This window comes from Fodinicola feengrottensis, from assembly GCF_010993775.1.
Classification (GTDB): Bacteria; Actinomycetota; Actinomycetes; order Mycobacteriales; family HKI-0501; genus Fodinicola; species Fodinicola feengrottensis.
In genome coordinates this window covers 95217-111503 of record NZ_WOTO01000009.1, presented here as the reverse complement: position 1 = coordinate 111503, position 16287 = coordinate 95217, and the positions used below count along the sequence as shown (strand labels likewise).

At 66.2% G+C, this 16287-nt stretch carries 19 protein-coding genes and 2 pseudogenes; 12 read left to right on the top strand and 9 right to left on the bottom strand.

The annotated features are described in order from the left end of the window. Positions 1-21: 21 nt before the first annotated feature. From GNX96_RS50690 to GNX96_RS10845, 6 genes are all read right to left on the bottom strand, one after another. Complete coding sequence (locus tag GNX96_RS50690) at positions 22-489, bottom strand: carbohydrate ABC transporter permease (protein WP_279579977.1); 468 nt, start codon at positions 487-489, stop codon at positions 22-24. Then, positions 444-923: an ABC transporter permease family protein gene (locus tag GNX96_RS50685; protein WP_279579976.1), complete on the bottom strand. Its 480-nt coding sequence runs from the start codon at positions 921-923 to the stop codon at positions 444-446. Before GNX96_RS50685 ends, GNX96_RS50690 begins: the two co-directional genes overlap by 46 nt. 6 nt (positions 924-929) lie before the next feature. Beyond that, positions 930-1874, bottom strand: coding sequence for a carbohydrate ABC transporter permease (locus GNX96_RS10860; RefSeq protein ID WP_163567980.1), 945 nt, complete (start codon positions 1872-1874; stop codon positions 930-932). Between the two features lie 87 nt (positions 1875-1961). Then, entirely contained in the window at positions 1962-3242 is a 1281-nt protein-coding gene (locus GNX96_RS10855) for an ABC transporter substrate-binding protein (protein ID WP_279579975.1), read from the bottom strand. 284 nt (positions 3243-3526) lie between these two features. Continuing rightward, positions 3527-4546, bottom strand: a complete 1020-nt coding sequence (locus GNX96_RS10850) for a LacI family DNA-binding transcriptional regulator (protein WP_163568051.1) — start codon at positions 4544-4546, stop codon at positions 3527-3529. A gap of 51 nt (positions 4547-4597) precedes the next feature. After that, positions 4598-5413: an IclR family transcriptional regulator gene (locus tag GNX96_RS10845; RefSeq protein WP_163567979.1), complete on the bottom strand. Its 816-nt coding sequence runs from the start codon at positions 5411-5413 to the stop codon at positions 4598-4600. 192 nt (positions 5414-5605) lie between these two features. On the opposite strand from GNX96_RS10845, the gene GNX96_RS10840 reads away from it, so the two are divergent. Together GNX96_RS10840 and GNX96_RS63095 are read left to right on the top strand one after the other, a co-directional pair. After that, on the top strand, positions 5606-6199 hold the full coding sequence (locus GNX96_RS10840) for a bifunctional 4-hydroxy-2-oxoglutarate aldolase/2-dehydro-3-deoxy-phosphogluconate aldolase (protein ID WP_163567978.1): 594 nt from the start codon (positions 5606-5608) through the stop codon (positions 6197-6199). A gap of 23 nt (positions 6200-6222) precedes the next feature. Then, a complete protein-coding gene (locus GNX96_RS63095; RefSeq protein ID WP_390623972.1) occupies positions 6223-6696 on the top strand; it encodes a GNAT family N-acetyltransferase in 474 nt (157 codons plus the stop codon). A gap of 418 nt (positions 6697-7114) precedes the next feature. Here GNX96_RS63095 and GNX96_RS63090 read toward each other — a convergent pair. Then, positions 7115-7888 (bottom strand): annotated as a pseudogene (locus GNX96_RS63090) (helix-turn-helix domain-containing protein); the annotation flags it as partial. Here GNX96_RS63090 and GNX96_RS10825 point away from each other — a divergent pair. Genes GNX96_RS10825 through GNX96_RS50670 form a run of 4 tightly spaced genes read left to right on the top strand, consistent with a single transcriptional unit; the run spans position 7887 to position 9175 of the window. After that, positions 7887-8600: an LLM class flavin-dependent oxidoreductase gene (locus GNX96_RS10825; protein ID WP_279579973.1), complete on the top strand. Its 714-nt coding sequence runs from the start codon at positions 7887-7889 to the stop codon at positions 8598-8600. The pseudogene GNX96_RS63090 and the gene GNX96_RS10825 overlap by 2 nt on opposite strands. Further along, complete coding sequence (locus tag GNX96_RS50675; RefSeq protein ID WP_279579972.1) at positions 8597-8764, top strand: hypothetical protein; 168 nt, start codon at positions 8597-8599, stop codon at positions 8762-8764. The genes GNX96_RS10825 and GNX96_RS50675 overlap by 4 nt, the downstream gene beginning before the upstream one ends. A gap of 11 nt (positions 8765-8775) precedes the next feature. Then, on the top strand, positions 8776-9042 hold the full coding sequence (locus GNX96_RS10820; protein WP_279579971.1) for a PaaI family thioesterase: 267 nt from the start codon (positions 8776-8778) through the stop codon (positions 9040-9042). Between the two features lies 1 nt (position 9043). Further along, entirely contained in the window at positions 9044-9175 is a 132-nt protein-coding gene (locus tag GNX96_RS50670; protein ID WP_279579970.1) for a hypothetical protein, read from the top strand. Here the strand turns inward: GNX96_RS50670 and GNX96_RS10815 are convergent, their stop codons facing one another. Continuing rightward, entirely contained in the window at positions 9176-9625 is a 450-nt protein-coding gene (locus tag GNX96_RS10815; RefSeq protein ID WP_163567977.1) for an Lrp/AsnC family transcriptional regulator, read from the bottom strand. 111 nt (positions 9626-9736) lie between these two features. Between GNX96_RS10815 and GNX96_RS10810 the strand changes: the two genes are divergently transcribed. The 6 genes and pseudogenes from GNX96_RS10810 to GNX96_RS10795 all read left to right on the top strand — a co-directional run. Continuing rightward, the gene (locus GNX96_RS10810; RefSeq protein WP_279579969.1) at positions 9737-10399 is read left to right on the top strand and encodes an LLM class flavin-dependent oxidoreductase; all 663 of its coding nucleotides are present in this window, start codon (positions 9737-9739) and stop codon (positions 10397-10399) included. Positions 10400-10418: 19 nt separating this feature from the next. Then, complete coding sequence (locus GNX96_RS50665; protein WP_279580015.1) at positions 10419-10568, top strand: hypothetical protein; 150 nt, start codon at positions 10419-10421, stop codon at positions 10566-10568. After that, on the top strand, positions 10504-10995 hold the full coding sequence (locus GNX96_RS10805) for a nucleoside deaminase (RefSeq protein ID WP_163568049.1): 492 nt from the start codon (positions 10504-10506) through the stop codon (positions 10993-10995). The genes GNX96_RS50665 and GNX96_RS10805 overlap by 65 nt, the downstream gene beginning before the upstream one ends. A gap of 63 nt (positions 10996-11058) precedes the next feature. Next, a complete protein-coding gene (locus tag GNX96_RS10800) occupies positions 11059-12219 on the top strand; it encodes a 3' terminal RNA ribose 2'-O-methyltransferase Hen1 (protein WP_313885627.1) in 1161 nt (386 codons plus the stop codon). Then, positions 12155-12475, top strand: coding sequence for a hypothetical protein (locus GNX96_RS60990; protein ID WP_313885626.1), 321 nt, complete (start codon positions 12155-12157; stop codon positions 12473-12475). The genes GNX96_RS10800 and GNX96_RS60990 overlap by 65 nt, the downstream gene beginning before the upstream one ends. Next, positions 12472-15024, top strand: a pseudogene (locus GNX96_RS10795) (polynucleotide kinase-phosphatase); the annotation flags it as partial. The gene GNX96_RS60990 and the pseudogene GNX96_RS10795, both read left to right, overlap by 4 nt. Positions 15025-15035: 11 nt before the next feature. Here GNX96_RS10795 and GNX96_RS10790 read toward each other — a convergent pair. After that, positions 15036-16253, bottom strand: coding sequence for an alpha/beta hydrolase (locus GNX96_RS10790; protein WP_163567976.1), 1218 nt, complete (start codon positions 16251-16253; stop codon positions 15036-15038). Positions 16254-16287: the final 34 nt, after the last annotated feature.

Genomic DNA, 16287 nt, shown 5'->3' with positions numbered 1-16287 from the left:
GGTAATATGCCAACCCGCGAGTCAGCCCTTGATGCTGCCGGCAGTCAGACCGGCGAGGATGTGGCGTTGGAAAACCAGGAAAAGCGCGATAGTCGGCACGCAGGTCAGCACCAGACCGGCCAGCAGCAGGTTGATGGGGGTGTCGGAGGCGACCCTTTGCAAGGCTACGCTGAGCGTTTGGCTGTTCGGGTCGGGGAAGACCAGCAACGGCCAGATGAAGTCCTTCCAGGCCGCCACCACCGAGAAGATCGAGACCACCGCGAGGATGGGCCTGGCCAGCGGCAGGACGATCCGGACGAGCGTGGTGACCGGCCCGGCGCCGTCAATCTTGGCCGCGTCGATCAGCTCATCGGGGATCTGATCGAAAAACCTCTTCAGCAAATAGATGTTGAAGGCGTTGGCGGCCGCTGGCAGCCAAATGGCGGCGGGCGTGTTCACCAGATTCAGATGCAGCAGCGGCACGTCCGTGACGACGAGGTACGTCGGCACCAGCACCGCACCGAGGAGGCGGGCAGCATCAACGTAGCCAACATCAGTCCCAGCACCACGTTGCCGAGTTTTGGCCGCAGCTTGGACAACGCGTAGGAAGCCGGCACCGCGACCGCCAGCTGTACGAGCCAAGCGCCCACTGTGACGACGATGGTGTTGACGAAATATCGGCCCAGCTCCAGGAAATCCCAGGCCTGCGGGTAGGTCTGCGGTTGCCACGAGTGCGGCAGGATGGTCGGCGGCACCTGAGCCAGCTCCGGAGCCGGCTTCATGGCGCCGATCAACATCCACACCATGGGCAGCAGGAAAGCGACTGTGAAGACCACGAAAACCAGGACGAGGACGAGCCAGTACGCGGCTCGGCCGCGGCGGCTGCGCAGGACTCCCGGCGACAAGAGCGTCCGGCCGGGCCGGTTGGTGGCGGTGACAGTCATGGTCCCTCAGCTCGCGTTCCGGGTCAGCCGCAGGTAGAGGCCGGAGAAACCGGCCAGCACCACGAAAAGCACCAGGCTGAGCGCGCTCGCGGTGCCGAAATCGTTGTAGACGAAGGCATAGCGATAGAGCAGCAGCAGGACCGTCACGGTGGAGTCCTGCGGACCGCCGCCGGTGAGAATGTACGGCTCGGTGAAAACCTGCATGGTGGCCACGATTTGGAGCAGCAGCAGGATCAACAGCACGAATCTGGTCTGCGGGATCGTCACGTGCCGCAGCCGCTGCCAGAGGCTCGCGCCGTCCAGCTCGGCGGCCTCGTACAGGTCACTGGGGATGGTTTGCAGCGCAGCCAGGTAAATCAGCGTCGCCGAGCCCATGTTGGCCCACGTCGAGACCAGCACCAGCGACAGCATCGAGGTGGTAGTCGAGTCCAACCAGCTCAGCGTCGGTAGCCCGAGCAGCCGCAGCGCGCTGTTGAAAAGGCCCGGACCTGGGTCATAGAGCCATTTCCACAGCAGCGCCGCGACCACCGGCGGCAGCATCACCGGAAGGTAGACGACCAGCCGAAAGTACGCTTTCAGATGCCGCAGCTCGTTGAGAACAACCGCGGTGACGAACGGGACCGCGAAGCCCAGGACCAGTGCCATCACGGTGAAAAGCAGGGTGTTGCGCCAGGCCGTGAGAAACAGTGGATCGCCGAAGAGCCGGCGGAAGTTGTCGAATCCCACCCAGGCCGGCGGGTTGACGAAGTCGACCTGCTGGAAGCTGAGCAGCACGCCACGGACGATCGGATACCACGAGAAAGTCGCGAAGACGAGCAGCGCCGCGCACAGGAATCCGTAGGCGGTCAGGTTGTCGGTGACGACCCGACGTACCTTTGCAGGGCGGCGGGACGCGGGTTTCGGGGCTCTCACGGGCTGTTCGGTCGTGGCGGGCTTGCTCAGCAACGTCATCTCAGGGTCACCGGTCCTGCGCGAAGATCGCGTCGACCTTGGTTTCGGCGTCCGCCAACAACTTGTTCGGGTCCGCGTTCCTGTCAGTCAGTACGGCCTGCATGACGTTGTCCAACACGGCATAGACTGCTGCGCGTCCGGCGGCTCGACGTTCTGTTTCAGCGCGGCCGCGCCGTCGATGTACGGCTGGTAGTTCTGCACCGGAATGGTCGCGTACTGCTTTTTGAGCTGTTCCTGCTTGTCCCGTACGGATCCCGTCCAGATGTCCGCCACTGGGGAAGCAGGGAGTCCGACCGGTTGCTTGTCCGCCACGTACCGTTTGAGGTTCGTCTCGATGCGGTCCGGGTTTAGGAATTTCCACTGCAGCCACTGGAGTCCGGCCTTGATCTTGGCGGGAGTGGCCTTCGGGTTGAGCATGTAGCCCTCGCCGCCGACCAGGGTGCCCTGCGCACCGGGCATCGGCGCGAGGCCGTAGTCCTGGTATTGGCCCTTGAACTGGTTGACCAGCGTTGGCACGTTGTCCGGCGCCGACAGGTACATGCCGAGCTGGCCGGCGCCCATCATCCGTTGCACGTCCTCGATTTGCAGCAGTTGCCGGCTGCCCATCGAATTGTCGTCCCAACGCATCTGGTGCAGGTAGTTCAGCGCCGCGCGGCCCTTGTCGTTGTTGAAGTCGGCCTTCCAGGCGTCGCCGGCCTTGCTAGCGATATCACCACCCATCGAGTACATCCAGGCGGTGAAGTGCCAGCCGCCCTGGTTGTTCTTGCTGTAGTCGGCATATCCAACGGTGTTGTTGCCCAGCGCGCTGATCTTCTTGGCGGCGGCCCGTACGTCATCCCAGGTTTTGGGTGGATTGTTGGGATCCAGCCCGGCCTTGGTGAACAGCGTTCGGTTGTAGAGCAGGCCCATCGTGTAGTTGGCGGTTGGTACGCCGTAATACTTCCCTTTCCCGTCACTGAAAACGTCCCGCAGCTGTGGCTGGATGTCCTGGTAGTGCGGCACTGACGGCAAGTAGCTGGTGATGTCGGCGGCCTGGTGCCGGGCGATCAGCTGAGCCGGATCGGTGAGATAGACGTAGAAAACGTCCTCGAGCTTCCCGCTCGCGAGTTTCGCGCTGAAGGTCTTCGGATCCATGAAGCCTTCGTGCGGCTGGATGTCGATGTTCGGATGCGAGGCCTCGAAAGTGGCCACGTCCTGGTCGAAGATCTTCCGATCGAAAGGCTGCGTTTTCGGTGGTTGGCCGTTGATGCTGATGACGATCTTGCCGCCGGCCTGATCGCCGGACGCACCGCAGGCAGCGGCACCAAGGCACAGCGCGGCGACGCTCAACAACGCCGCTGTTTTTTTGCCGAATCTGAACGGTTTCATCGGTGGAGCGCCTTTCCTGCGCGGGCGAGCAGACCGTCGGCGCGCAGCGTCGGATCGCTGGTGCCGGCGGGCGGTGAAGGGGTCGGTGGGTGTTCGGCGTCACCGAGGGTTCGGCGGGCCGTCGTGTGACAGGCACCATAATCAGCAAGGACACCCGAGCGCAATATCACGACGAAAATTCGCAAAATCAAGACAGTCGCAAGAACAGGCAATTCTTGCAACGGTCAAACATCGATTAAGCGGTCATAAAACGGCGATTGGGAGAACCATCCAGACCTGGACGGTCAGGCAGTCGTACGAGTGACTGGTGCAGTGGAGCCACGGACGACCAACTCCGGTTCGTACAACAGTTCTTCGGTCGGTACGTGCCCGCCGGCCAGTTGGGTGGCGAGCAGTTCGACGGCCGCGTAGCCCATCGCTTCGATGGGCTGCCGGATGGTGGTCAGCGGCGGGTCGACGCAGGTCATCAGCGACGAATCGTCATAGCCGATCACCGAAACCCCGGTCGGGCAGCGCATGCCGGCCCGCCGGACGGCCCGGATCGCGCCGAGCGCGAGCGGGTCGCTGGCGCAGATCACCGCGGTGACCCCCGACCGCAGCAGCCGGGTGGCCGCGGCCTGGCCGCCTTCCAGCGAGAACATCGCGTGTTCGACCAGCGCCGGGATGCCGGCCTCGGCCGTACGCTCCCGGAACGCGGCGAGTTTTCGTTGCGACGGCACGTGATCGGGCGGTCCGAGGAGCAGACCCACCCGGCGGTGACCGAGCGCGAGCAAATGCCCGAGGGCCTGCTCCGCGGCGACCGCGTCATCACACGACACGCGCGGGAAGTCGAGCCCGTCAACGGCCGCGTTGACCAGCACCGTGGGCAGCCGCCGGTCCAGCAATGTGCGGTAGTGCTGGTGCGGGGCGCAGGCCTGGGTGTAGAGGCCACCAGCGAAAACCACCCCGGAAACGTGCTGTTGGAGCAGCAGGTCGACATGGTCGGCCTCGGACACGCCGCCGGCCGTACCGGTGCACAGGACCGGGGTGAAACCGCGCTGGGCCAGCGCGTTTCCCATCACGTCGGCGAAAGCCGGGAAGATCGGGTTCTGCAGCTCCGGCACGACCAGGCCGACCAGCTTGGCTCGCTCGCCGCGCAATTGCGTCGGTCGCTCGTATCCGAGCACGTCCAGCGCTGTCAGCACCGCGACCCGAGTGGCCTCGGCGACCCCCGGCCGTCCATTGAGGACACGGCTGACCGTCGCCTCGCTGACCCCCCCACCTTGTGGCGACCTCGGCCAGCCTCTTACCTGCCATGGTGGAATCTTACGACAGATCGACGGAAGTTCTTGCGGAAACTTGCGACGGCTTTCAGGCTACCTGCGGGCACGATCGTGGGCTGGCGTGGCGGCGACGTACCAAGGGGCGAGAAGGGCGGCGGTCTCGGCGAGCCGCGGGGTGAGGGCGAGCAGATCCTGCGAGGTCACCAGGAAAGTCACCGTGGAGATGCTGAGCCCACCGATGGGCCGGCCCTGCCGGTCCAACAGGGCCGCCGCGACACACCGGATCGTCGGCTCGTTCTCCTCGTCGTCGACGGCATAGCCGCGGTCGCGGACCTCGGCCAGGTTGGCCTCCAACTTGTCCAGGTCGGTGAGTGTCGCGGGCGTACGGGCCGGCATCCCCACCTCGGCCAGCAGCTGCGCACGCTCGCTCGCCGGCAGGTACGCGAGGATCGCCTTCCCGATCGCGGTGCTGTGCAACGGCAGTTGCATGCCGACGTGCGAGGCCATCCGATATGGCTGGTTGCCCTCGATCTTGTTGACGTAAACGGCCTGATTTCCGCTGCGCAGCCCCACGTGCACGGTGTTGTCCACATCGGACTGGAACTGCCGCAGGATGGACTCCGCGCCGACGCCGTGGGCACCGGAAAGGCGGGCGGCCAGCGCGTACGACCGCGGTCCCGGCGCGTACCGGCCGAAGCCGTCCGCGCTGACGAAGCCGGCTTCGCCGAGCTGCGCGAGGATCCTGTGCACACTCGGTTTGCTGACGCCGGTCTCGGCGGCGATGTGGCCGAGCCGGTGCGGGCCGACGCCGGTCGCCACCGCCTCCAGGATCCGTAGCGCTCGGAGCGCGGCGCCGTCCGCCGAAGCGCTCGCCGCGGGTTCGGTTGGGGTCGCGTTTTCGATGGTCACATTGACACCTCACCGGCTGCGTCCATAGGCTCGCGTTCGTGTTAATGGAACCACGTTCCGCCCACCAAAACCGATAATCGACTGCACAAGGTGGGCGAAAAGCCGGTTTTAATGGTTTTTGTCGAGTTAATGCGGGCAGTCTGTGCCTGATGAGGCGATATTTTGCCAGCGGTTGGCGGAAGGAAAGCGTGGATGAGTGCCGAGATCGTCGAGCGGATCGGGGCGGCGAGGGTGCTGCCGGTGGTGCGCGCTCCTGACCGGCAAACCGCTCGTACGTACGCCAAAGCCGTCCTCGACGCCGGCCTCGGCGCGATCGAGCTGACCACCACGATTCCGGGCTGGGCCGACCTGCTGCCCGAGGTGGTGGCCAACGCCGGCGACACGCTGATCGGCATGGGAACGGTGACCTCCGCGGCGGACGCGGCCTTGGCCGTCGCACTCGGCGCACATTTCCTGGTCAGCCCGTATCCCGTCGAGGATGTCCGCACTTTCGCACGAGAGCACGGAATCCTGTTCATCGAAGGCGGCATGACGCCAGCTGAGCTGGCGGTGACCGTACCAGCCGGAATCGGCAAGCTGTTCCCAGCACACGTCGGCGGGTTGGCCTATCTGAAGTCGGTGAGCGCGATCCTGCCCGGCCTCAAAATCATCCCGACCGGTGGGATCCCGGTCGCGGACGTACCGGATTGGTTGGCCGGCGGGGCTTTCGCGGTCGGGGTGGGCAGTGATCTCTATGCTGGCGGGGATATTTCGGCGAAGCTTGCGACCCTGAAGGTGGATGATTGACAGAGGTAGTCACGTATGTGGAAATGACCGCACGCGACCAGTTGCTGCCTTCGGCGGCCGTTGAAGGTGTCGGGCTTTCGCTGGAACCACCAGGCGATCCCGTTATCCGGCCGCTGCTGGCGCGAGTCGCCGCACCGCATGCCTGGCCGAGTCTCATGTGGACGGACGAGCAATGGACAGCGTGGTTTGCCGAGCCGCGCCGGCGGCTGTGGAGCGTACGGGTCGACGGCGCGCGCGCGGTCGGCGTGGCCGAATTGGAGGCCCAGCAGGGGCCAGCGGTAGAGATCGCCAGTTTTGGCTTGGTGCCGGAGTTTGTCGGCCGGGGGATCGGTGGATACGCGCTGACACTGGCGATCGAGCAGGCCTGGCGTTTCGATCCGACCGGGGACGGGCCAGCCAACCGGGTGTGGCTGCACACCTCCACGTTGGATCATCCGCACGCGCTCCAGAACTACCAGCGACGTGGATTTCGCCCGTACCACACCGAAACCCGCTGACTTCTACGGCCACTCGGACAGTGCGTGACGAGATTGCTGGGCTGCGGCAGCAGGTCGTCGTCCAACTGACCCAGCAGCTGGGGGCGACCAAGGACGCGGGCGTACAGGCGAAAAAAAAGTCACGGCAGTCACAGCTGGATGCTCGAGAGCGGAACAAAGTCCCACACTCGACACCCAGAGCGGGACAAAGTCCGACAGTCAACACCCCGACCCCCCACCGGGCCCAGGTACCTACAAATCTGACGCATACCCTCGGCTGGTCCTTCCAGCAGTTCGGCTGTCGGCCGATGGTGGTTATCTGAGCTGGCGGCTGGCGCGCCGGAGAAGGCGCGTCTGGTCGTTTCGTCGGCGGGGAAAAAAAAAACGACTCGATGGCGAGTTCGGTGAGGGTGATGTCCATTGGCGTACCGAAAGTGGCGATAGTGCTGAAGAAAGACAGCTCAACCTCGCCCAGCCGGATCCGCAGCGGGATCACCAAATCGGCGGCGGTCGGCTGTTCCGGATGCGTGACGGGGGAGCCGTAAGCGACCACCTCGTCGTAGAGCTCCTGCAGTTCCGCGCTGCCGCCGGCGGTGATCTGCCGATAAAGCCGAGCGAGCAGGTGTTCGCGCCATTGCGCGAGATTGGAGATCCGCGAAGAAGCGCCGTCCGGGTGCAGCGCGAGCCGCATGACGTTGATAGGCGGCGCCAGCAGCTCGGGGGAGATGCCGTCCAGCAGCGCGGTCATGCCGGTGTTGCTGGCCACCAGGTTCCAGGCGTCGTCTATCACCAGCGCCGGGTACGGCTCGTGGCCGGCCAGGATGGTGTCGATGGCGGCGCGTACGTCCTGCATCTGCGGAGCGTTCAACGGAGTTTCCGTGTAGGCGGGCGCGTGGCCGGCCGCGACCAGCAGCGTGTTGCGCGCTCGTACGGGCACCTCGAGGTGCTCGGCGAGGCGCAGCACCATCTCACGGCTGGGCTGGGCCCGGCCGGTTTCGATGAAGCTGACGTGCCGGGCCGAGGAGTTCGCGGCCAACGCCAGCTCCAGCTGGCTGAGCCGGCGACGCTGGCGCCAGTCGCGAAGCAGCGGGCCGATGCGCAGTTCCTGCCGAGGTGCTACCACGTTCGGCACTCTACGGCGGAGCCCGTGTGCAAGCCCATTACCTCCGAGGTAATCGACACCGTCCCGGCCCGCCACTGACGATGTATTCATGCACATTGGCATCATGCTTCCCAGCCGCGAGACCGCGATGACGGGTCACCACGACGCGGCCGCACTCATAAGTTTCGCCCAGGCGGCCGAGCAGGCCGGCTTCGACTCGGTGTGGGCCGGCGACTCGCTTGCTCGTACGCGCGTCGAACCTCTTTCCCTGCTTTCCGCGGTCGCCGCCGTGACGTCTCGCGTACGGCTCGGGACCGCTGCACTTATAGCCCCGCTTCGCCATCCACGACTGCTGGCGTACCAAGCCGCGTCCCTCGACCAGCTGTCCGCCGGCCGGCTCGTTCTCGGGCTCGGGTCCGGTGCGCCGGGGCCGACCAGTGAGAGCGAGTTCGCCGCTGTCGACATCCCGTTCGCCAAAAGGGCCACGCGGCTGGACGACGCGGTCGACATTCTCCGTCGTACGTGGCAGACCGAGGGCCCGTTGCCGCCGGTCCAACCGGGTGGGCCGGCGCTGTGGCTGGCCAGTGGCGACAGTCCGCGGGTGATCGCCCGGGTCGCCGATCACTACGACGGGTGGCTGCCCTACCTGCCAGACGTCGACGCTTACGCGCGCGCGCTTGGGAACAGATCGTCGGCCGGACGGATCGGACCATCGCCGCGGGTCTCTACGCGACGCTGGTCGTCGACGCGGACGAGAATCGCGCCCAGCGGACTCTCGACAGCTATGCGCAGTCTTACTATCGCCAGCCGCTGGACGTTATGAGCACGATCCAGGCGTACAAAGGCGGCTCCGCGGAGGCGTGTGTGGACTGGCTCGGCCGGTACGTGGAGGCCGGCGCCCAGCATCTGATCCTGCGGATCGGGTCGCTCGCAGCCCGTGAGCAGCTCGACGTACTCGCCGAGCGCGTCCTCCCGAAGATCCGGTAAAAGGTGACCTTATGGACGCAAACGAAATAATCGCGCTGATCCCGTTCGCCGCTGGGCTGGGCATCCAGCTCGACGAGGCGACGGCGGCCCGGGTCGTGGGCCGGATGAGCTGGTCGGAGCAGGTGTGTACGACCGGCGGCATCGTCCACGGCGGTGCACTTATGGCATTCGCTGACACGATCGGTGCGCTGTGTGCCGCAGTCAATCTGCCGCCCGGAGCCGGCACCGCGACGATCGAGTCGAAGACGAACTTTCTTCCGAGCCGTACGCGCCGGTGAGGTGACCGCGACCTGCGTACCGCTGCATGTCGGCCGCAGCACCATCGTCGCCCAGACGAACCTGACCGACGACCAGGGTCGGCTGGTCGCCCAGACCACCCAAACCCAGGCCGTCCTGCCCGCTGGCGACTGATCAGACGCTGTTTTGCGGACCTCGGTAGGGCAGCGTCTGGCTGTAGACGACGTTCGTCGTGGTGCTGCCGAAGGAGGCGAGTTCGTTGACGATCTGCTCCAGATGCGGCATGGAGGTCGCGGCCACTTTCAGCGCATAGCAGTCATCCCCGGTGGTACGCAGGCATTCCAGGATTTCCAGCCGTTCCTTGAGCAGCTGGTGCAGCGGCTCGTGGTGGCTGCCGGGATATTTGAGGCGTACGACGGCAAGAACGGGAAAACCGGCCTTCTCGAGATCGATCTCGGCGCGATAGCCGGTGATCACTCCGGTTGCCTCCAGCCGCTTCAGTCGCTCGGTGGTCGCCGAGGCGCTGAGGTTCACCCGGCGGCCCAGCTCGGTCAGTGGGATGCGGCCGTCCCGCTGCACCTCGGCGAGGATGTTCCAGTCGGTCGCATCAAGACTCTCGGTCATCGCCTCAGAATACCGGGAGATCCACGGCCGATGAAGTTGTACGCCGGGAGAAGTCTCTTTCGGTCGGCGATCCACCTTGGATAGCCTTGACCTGTGCGAATGGGCGTGAACGTGCCGAACTTCGGCCCCGGAACCGATCCTGGCGTGCTGCGTGACTGGGCGCGGACGGTCGAGGGTCTCGGTTTTGACCTTCTGATGCTGTCCGACCATCTGGCGGTGACTCCTGATGTCGCCGAGCAATACCCGGCGCCTTTCTACGAGCCCTTCACCGCCCTTTCCTGGCTGGCTGGCGTGACCCAGCGGGTACGGCTCGGGACCTCGGTTCTCATTGTCCCGTACAGGCATCCGCTGCAGATGGCGCGAATGGTCGCCAACCTGAACCAGTTGAGCGGTGGACGGCTGGTGTTGGGCGTTGGCGTCGGGTGGGCGAAACAGGAGTTCGCGGCGCTGGGCGTGTCGTACGAACGGCGTGGGGCACTGACCGACGCACATCTGGCTGCCATGAAAGCGGCCTGGGACAACAAAGACGACTATCGCGGTGGCCAGATTCCGATCTGGGTGGGCGGTGGCAGTGATGCCGCGATGCGCCGGGCCGTCCGCGCTCGGCGACGCCTGGCATCCGTTGCGATTCTCGGCAGGCTGGCTGGACGAGCGGCTTCCCAGATTGAGATCTCTTGCGTACGAGCAAAAACGCCCGGTGCCGGCGCTGGCGCCGCGGATTGTCTTGCGGTTGACCGAAAAACCTGTCACCGTCGCCGGCCGGCTGGTCGGTGAAGGGACCATTGATCAGGTCATGGAAGACCTGGACCGCTTGCGGATTCTCGGCGCGGACACGGTCATTCTGGATCCGGTTGGCGACGATCCCGAGGAAACCCGTCATCCACAACAAGCTTGGCAGGCGATCGCCACCGTGGCGGCCCGCTGGAACTGGGAGAAGAAATGAAGCCAGAAGAGGAAAAAACTTCCTTCGCCGCGCGGTGGACCAGGCCGCCAAGGCTCGGGCCACCGGCGACGCGCCGTTCGGATCGCTTTTGGTGGGACCCAACGGTGACGTGCTCGCCGAGGACCGCAACACCGTACTGACCGACAACGACATCAGCGCGCATCCCGAGCTCAAGCTGGCCCGCTGGGCGGCTCGCGAGCTGGATGCCGAGACCGCGGCCGGGACGACCCTCTACACCAGCTGCGAGCCCTGCGGCATGTGCGCCGGCGCGCTCGCCCGCTCCGGTGTCGGGCGAGTCGTTTTCGCGCTGTCCAACGCGCAGCTGGCCGAGCTGAAACCCGGTGGCGGTTTTCCGGCGGTGCCCTCGGAAGGGCCGTCGTCGCTGGAGGAGGCAGTGCGTGCGGTGATCGCCGGCTACTACAGCTGATCTCGGGCGCCATGAGTGAAATTGGCGCGCTTTTGAGCGCCGGATCGGGAATGATCGGCGATCGTGCTACTGACCATCGCCACCACTCACCAGCCGGCCACCGATCTCGGGTTCCTGCTGCACAAGCATCCCGACCGGGTGCAGACCTTCGACGTCACCGCCGGGCACGCGCATGTCTTCTACCCGGCGGCGTCTGAGCATCAGTGCACCGCGGCGCTGATGCTGGAAATCGACCCGATCGCGCTGGTTCGTGGTCGCGGTCGAAAAGACGAGGGTTTCGCGCTGGGGCAGTATGTCAATGATCGGCCGTACGCGGCGTCCAGCATGCTCGCGGTCGCGCTCGGCAAGGTCTTTCGCACGGCGATGGCCGGCCGCTGCGACCACCGCCCGGAGCTCGTCGACGTGGCGATGCCGTTGGTGATCCAGGTGCCGACGCTGCCCTGCAAGGGCGGCGCGGACCTCGCGGCCCGGCTGTTCGAACCGCTGGGCTGGCAGGTCGAGGCGACCGAGGTCCCGTTGGACGAAACGACGATTCCGGAGTGGGGATCCTCGCGCTATGTCGCCTTGACCTTGACCGGCACGATGCGGCTCGCCGACGCGCTAAACCATTTGTACGTGCTGATGCCAGTTCTGGACGACGCCAAGCACTACTGGGTGAGCCCGGACGAGGTGGACAAGCTGGTCCGGGCCGGCGATGGCTGGTTGTCCAGTCACCCGGCCAAAGAGCTGATCAGCCGGCGCTATCTCGCGCACCGCGGCGGCCGGTTCGTACGATCGGCGCTGGCGCGGCTCGCCGAGGTCGACGACACCGAGCCCGAAGAAAAATGGACAACGCGGTCACCGAAACGCAGGACGAGCGACCGATTCCGCTGGTCCAGCACCGCCATGGCGCGGTGCTCGCGGCGCTGCGCTCCAGTGGCGCCCGCCGGGTCGCCGATCTGGGCTGCGGTGAAGGTGCGCTGGTGGGGGAGTTGCTGGCCGAGCCGGCCTTCACCGAGGTGCTGGCCACGGACGTGTCCGTACGAGCGCGCTGGAAATCGCGGCCCGCCGGTTGCACCTGGAGACCATGCCGGAGCGCAAGAAGGCGCGCCTGCGGCTTTTCCAGTCCTCGTTGAACTACCGCGACGAGCGACTGTCCAATCTGGACGCTGCTGTCTTGATGGAGGTCATCGAGCATGTCGACCCGCCTCGGCTGTCCGCGTTGGAGCGAACCGTCTTCGGTGAGGCGAAGCCGAAAACCGTGCTGGTGACCACGCCGAACGGGGAATACAACGTGCGTTACGAGACGCTGCCGGCCGGCCGGTTCGGGCATCGCGACCACCGGTTTGAGTGGAGCCGCGGCGAATTCCAGTCCTGGGCCGGTGAAACTGCCCGAACCTGGGGTTACCAGGTCCGTTATCTACCGGTGGGAACCGACGATCCCGAGGTTGGTTCGCCCACTCAAATGGCTGTTTTCACCCGTGTGGAGGTGACCGCATGACCAAGGAACTCACCGTTCCGGAGCTGAGCCTGGTGGTGCTGATCGGCGTCACCGGTTCCGGCAAGTCAACCTTTGGGCGCGCTCACTTTCTTCCCACCGAAGTGATTTCCAGCGACTTTTGTCGGGCATTGGTGGCGGACGACGAAAACGACCAGGCGGCGACCCCGGATGCGTTCGCGGTGCTGGACTTCATCGCTGGCAAGCGGCTGGCCGCTGGACGGCTGACCGTCGTCGACGCGACGAATGTGCAGCCCGAAGCACGCAAGAAGCTGGTCGCGCTGGCCCGCGAGCACGACGTGCTGCCGGTGGCGATCGTGCTCGACCTGCCCGAGCGGCTCTGTGCGGATCGCAACGCGTCCCGGCCGGACCGCCAGTTCGGGCCGCACGTGCTGCGCCGGCAGCGAGACCAGTTGCGGCGCAGCCTGCGAGGCCTGGGCAAGGAAGGTTTCCGCAATGTCCACCTGCTGCGCAGCGAGGAGGAGATCGCGGACGTTCAGATCGTCCGTACGAAGCTCTTCAACGACCTTCGCGACCAGACCGGTCCTTTCGATGTCATCGGTGACGTGCACGGCTGCCGCGCCGAATTGGAGTCGTTGCTGGAAAAACTCGGATACACGCTCGCGTACGACGACGGCCGCGCGGTGGGCGCGCACCACCCGGCCGGCCGCCGCGCCGTCTTCGTCGGTGACCTCGTCGACCGCGGACCGGACACCCCGGGCGTGTTGCGGCTGGTGATGGGCATGGTGGCGGCCGGCGACGCGTACTGCGTCAGCGGCAACCACGAGGCCAAGCTGGTGCGCGCGTTGCGCGGGAAGAACGTACGAGTGACGCATGGGCTCGCCGAGTCGCTCGAACAGTTGGCCGCCGAGCCCGAGGATTTCCGTGCCGCGGTGGAGAAGTTCACCGACGGCCTGATCTCGCACTATGTCCTTGACGACGGCCGGTTGGTCGTCTCGCACGCCGGACTTGTCGAGCGCTACCAGGGCCGGGCATCCGGCCGGGTCCGTTCTTTCTGCCTGTACGGGGAAACCACCGGCGAGACGGACGAGAGTTCGGGCTGCCGGTGCGGTATCCGTGGGCGAACGACTACCGCGGCAGGGCCATGGTGTTGTACGGGCACACCCCGGTGCCGAACGCGGAGTGGGTCAACAACACCATGTGCCTGGACACCGGCTGCGTTTTCGGCGGCCGGTTGACAGCTTTGCGTTACCCGGAAAAGGAAGTCGTCTCGGTGCCGGCCGACAAGGTCCACTACGAGCCGGCCAGGCCGTTCCCGAAGGACCCGGCTGCCGCACCGGCCGAGCCCGGCCGGCGGGACCCGGGTGTGCTGGATATCAAGGATGTCCTGACAAACGGTGGCATCGAGACCCGGCTGCAGGGCCGGGTGACCGTGCGGGAAGGCCACGCGGCCGCCGCGCTGGAGGTGATGAGCCGGTTCGCGGTCGATCCGCGCTGGCTGCTCTACCTCCCACCGACGATGTCGCCGGTGGCCACCTCGTCGCTGCCGGACCTGTTGGAACACCCGCGACAGGCGTTCGACGCGTACCGTACCGAAGGCGTGGATGCGGTGGTCTGCGAGGAAAAGCACATGGGCTCGCGGGCGGTTGCCTTGGTGTGCCGCGATCTCGCCACGGCCGAAGGCCGGTTCGGGATGACCGAAGCAGCGCCGGCGCGGTGTGGGACGCGGACCGGGCGGCCGTTCTTCGAGCCGCCGATGATGGCGCCGTTCGTCGACCGGTTGCGAGAAGCCGTGACCGCGGCCGGACTTTTCGAGGAGCTGAACACTTCCTGGGTGCTGCTGGACACCGAAACTGTTGCCGTGGAGCGCGAAAGCCGAAGGGCTGCTGCGGAATCAGTACGCGGCAGTGGGCGCGGCGGCGCGCAGGGCGCTGCCAGCGGTGGCCGACGTGCTCGGCCAGGCTGCCGGTCGTGGCCTGGAAGTCGACGAGTTGCTGAGCCGCACCCAAACGCGGGCCGCCAACGCGATCGCCTTCACCGAGGCGTATAGGCGCTATTGTTGGCCGACCCGCGATTTGGACGGCATCCGGATCGCGCCTTTCCAGTTGCTGGCAACCGAAGGCGTGACCTACCACGATCGCCCGCACGTCGACCACCTGGCGTGGGCGGACCGGCTGGTCGCGGCGAACCCTGACCTGGTCACCAAAACTCGACGGTCTTATGTGGACACTACGGACCCGCAGGCGGTGGAAGCTGGAATCGCGTGGTGGCAGGAGCTGACCGCGGCCGGCGGGGAGGGCATGGTCGTCAAACCAGCGGCCAATCTCGTACGCGGAAGTCGTGGTTTGGTGCAGCCAGGGCTGAAGGTGCGTGGCCGGGAATACCTGCGCATCATTTACGGCCCGGACTACACCGAGCACCTCCCGCAGCTGCGTTCGCGCGGCCTCGGGCACAAGCGGTCGATGGCTGCCCGCGAGTACGCGTTGGGCTTGGAGGCACTGGAAAGGGTGGCTCGCGGCGAACCGCTCTGGCGCGTACACGAGTGTGTTTTTTTCGCAGTGCTGGCACTGGAATCCGAGCCCGTCGACCCCCCGCGTAAGGGTCAGCTGGCGGCCAGCCAGCGGGCGATGCCGGCGATGACCACCGGATCCACGTGTTGCGGCGATTCGTAACTGGCCGGTGTTGACGGGCCTTTCCCAGGGAAAAACAGGTGATCGTCGGCGTCATAGACGCGGATCGTGACGTTTGGTCGGCCGGCGAGTCCGGCTCGCCAGCGTACGAGATCATCGGCGACGGTCACCTGGTAGTCGCGGCCGCCCTGCAGAATGAGCAGTGGTTTGTCCAGTGCGGCGGCGGTCCCGACCCGGTCGTATCCGCGCAGGTCCAGCCAGTACGAGGCGGGCCAACCAAAAGGCAGGTCCGCGGCCGGAGTCGCGGGGGACAGGTCAGGGCTCTCGACGAGTGCGGCCTGCCGGGTGATGGTGTCGATCACCGCTTGCATCTCGGGGCCTGGAGTCAGCTCGGCGATATAGCGGGCGACCCGTACGACAGCCTGACTGAGCGGCAGGGCATCGGCGGCGAGGGTCACCAGACCGGCGACCGACGGCTCGGCGGTCGCGACCCGGGGTGCGGCGCTGCCGCCCATGCTGTGGCCGAGGACGAAAACCCGTTCGGGATCGACCGTTGGCTGCGACTGGAGCAAGCGGACCGCGGCGACCGCGTGCGGCACGTACTCATCCGCCATGGTGAAACCCGGCTCGGACCCGACCTCACTGTGGACGTGCGTCACCTTGTCGAACCGGGCCACCGCCACGCCGCGGCTGGCGAGCCCCCAAGCCAGGTCCTTGAACGGCTTGTTCGCGCCACTGGTCTCGTCTCGGTCGAAGGTTCCGCCGCCGCTGAGCATGACCACGCCAGGAAACTTGCCGCGCCCGCGGGGCACGGTCAGGGTGCCTGGCACGGCGAAGGGGCCGTCGCCGATGGTGACCTCGTGCTCGGCGAACCGCTTCGGGTTGGCATAACCCGGCGGCTCCCAAGCGCCCCCGGCCGGCGGCGCGAGCCGCATGCCTTGCACCATGCCGTCGTCATCATCGACACCCAGGACCACCGTCAGCCCGCCACGCTCACAGGTCACCGGGATGCTCACGCGTACGAGCCCTGGTTTGGCTGGCTCCGATAGTGGCTCCCCGACGGCCAAAACCGGCCCGATTCGGGCGAGTTCACCTTCCCAACCGATCCGCAGGGTGTCGGCGGACGCAGCCGCTCGCAGTCGTGGCCCGAACAGCTCCTCGACCTCGGCGAAGCGCCCGTTCCGGGTCATCTCGACGACCGCCGTACCGACCGCCGCCGCCGCT

Bases quoted from the DNA above. Each gene is read 5' to 3' on its own strand.
- GNX96_RS10855 (WP_279579975.1), bottom strand. From the start codon at position 3,242: ATGAAACCGTTCAGATTCGGCAAAAAAACAGCGGCGTTGTTGAGCGTC.
- GNX96_RS60990 (WP_313885626.1), top strand. From the start codon at position 12,155: ATGGAGGTCATCGAGCATGTCGACCCGCCTCGGCTGTCCGCGTTGGAG.
- GNX96_RS63095 (WP_390623972.1), top strand. From the start codon at position 6,223: ATGACCGCACGCGACCAGTTGCTGCCTTCGGCGGCCGTTGAAGGTGTC.
- GNX96_RS10820 (WP_279579971.1), top strand. From the start codon at position 8,776: ATGGACGCAAACGAAATAATCGCGCTGATCCCGTTCGCCGCTGGGCTG.
- GNX96_RS50665 (WP_279580015.1), top strand. From the start codon at position 10,419: ATGGAAGACCTGGACCGCTTGCGGATTCTCGGCGCGGACACGGTCATT.
- GNX96_RS50675 (WP_279579972.1), top strand. From the start codon at position 8,597: ATGAGCACGATCCAGGCGTACAAAGGCGGCTCCGCGGAGGCGTGTGTG.
- GNX96_RS10815 (WP_163567977.1), bottom strand. From the start codon at position 9,625: ATGACCGAGAGTCTTGATGCGACCGACTGGAACATCCTCGCCGAGGTG.
- GNX96_RS50685 (WP_279579976.1), bottom strand. From the start codon at position 923: ATGACTGTCACCGCCACCAACCGGCCCGGCCGGACGCTCTTGTCGCCG.
- GNX96_RS10825 (WP_279579973.1), top strand. From the start codon at position 7,887: ATGCACATTGGCATCATGCTTCCCAGCCGCGAGACCGCGATGACGGGT.
- GNX96_RS10790 (WP_163567976.1), bottom strand. From the start codon at position 16,253: ATGACCCGGAACGGGCGCTTCGCCGAGGTCGAGGAGCTGTTCGGGCCA.
- GNX96_RS10860 (WP_163567980.1), bottom strand. From the start codon at position 1,874: ATGACGTTGCTGAGCAAGCCCGCCACGACCGAACAGCCCGTGAGAGCC.
- GNX96_RS10840 (WP_163567978.1), top strand. From the start codon at position 5,606: ATGAGTGCCGAGATCGTCGAGCGGATCGGGGCGGCGAGGGTGCTGCCG.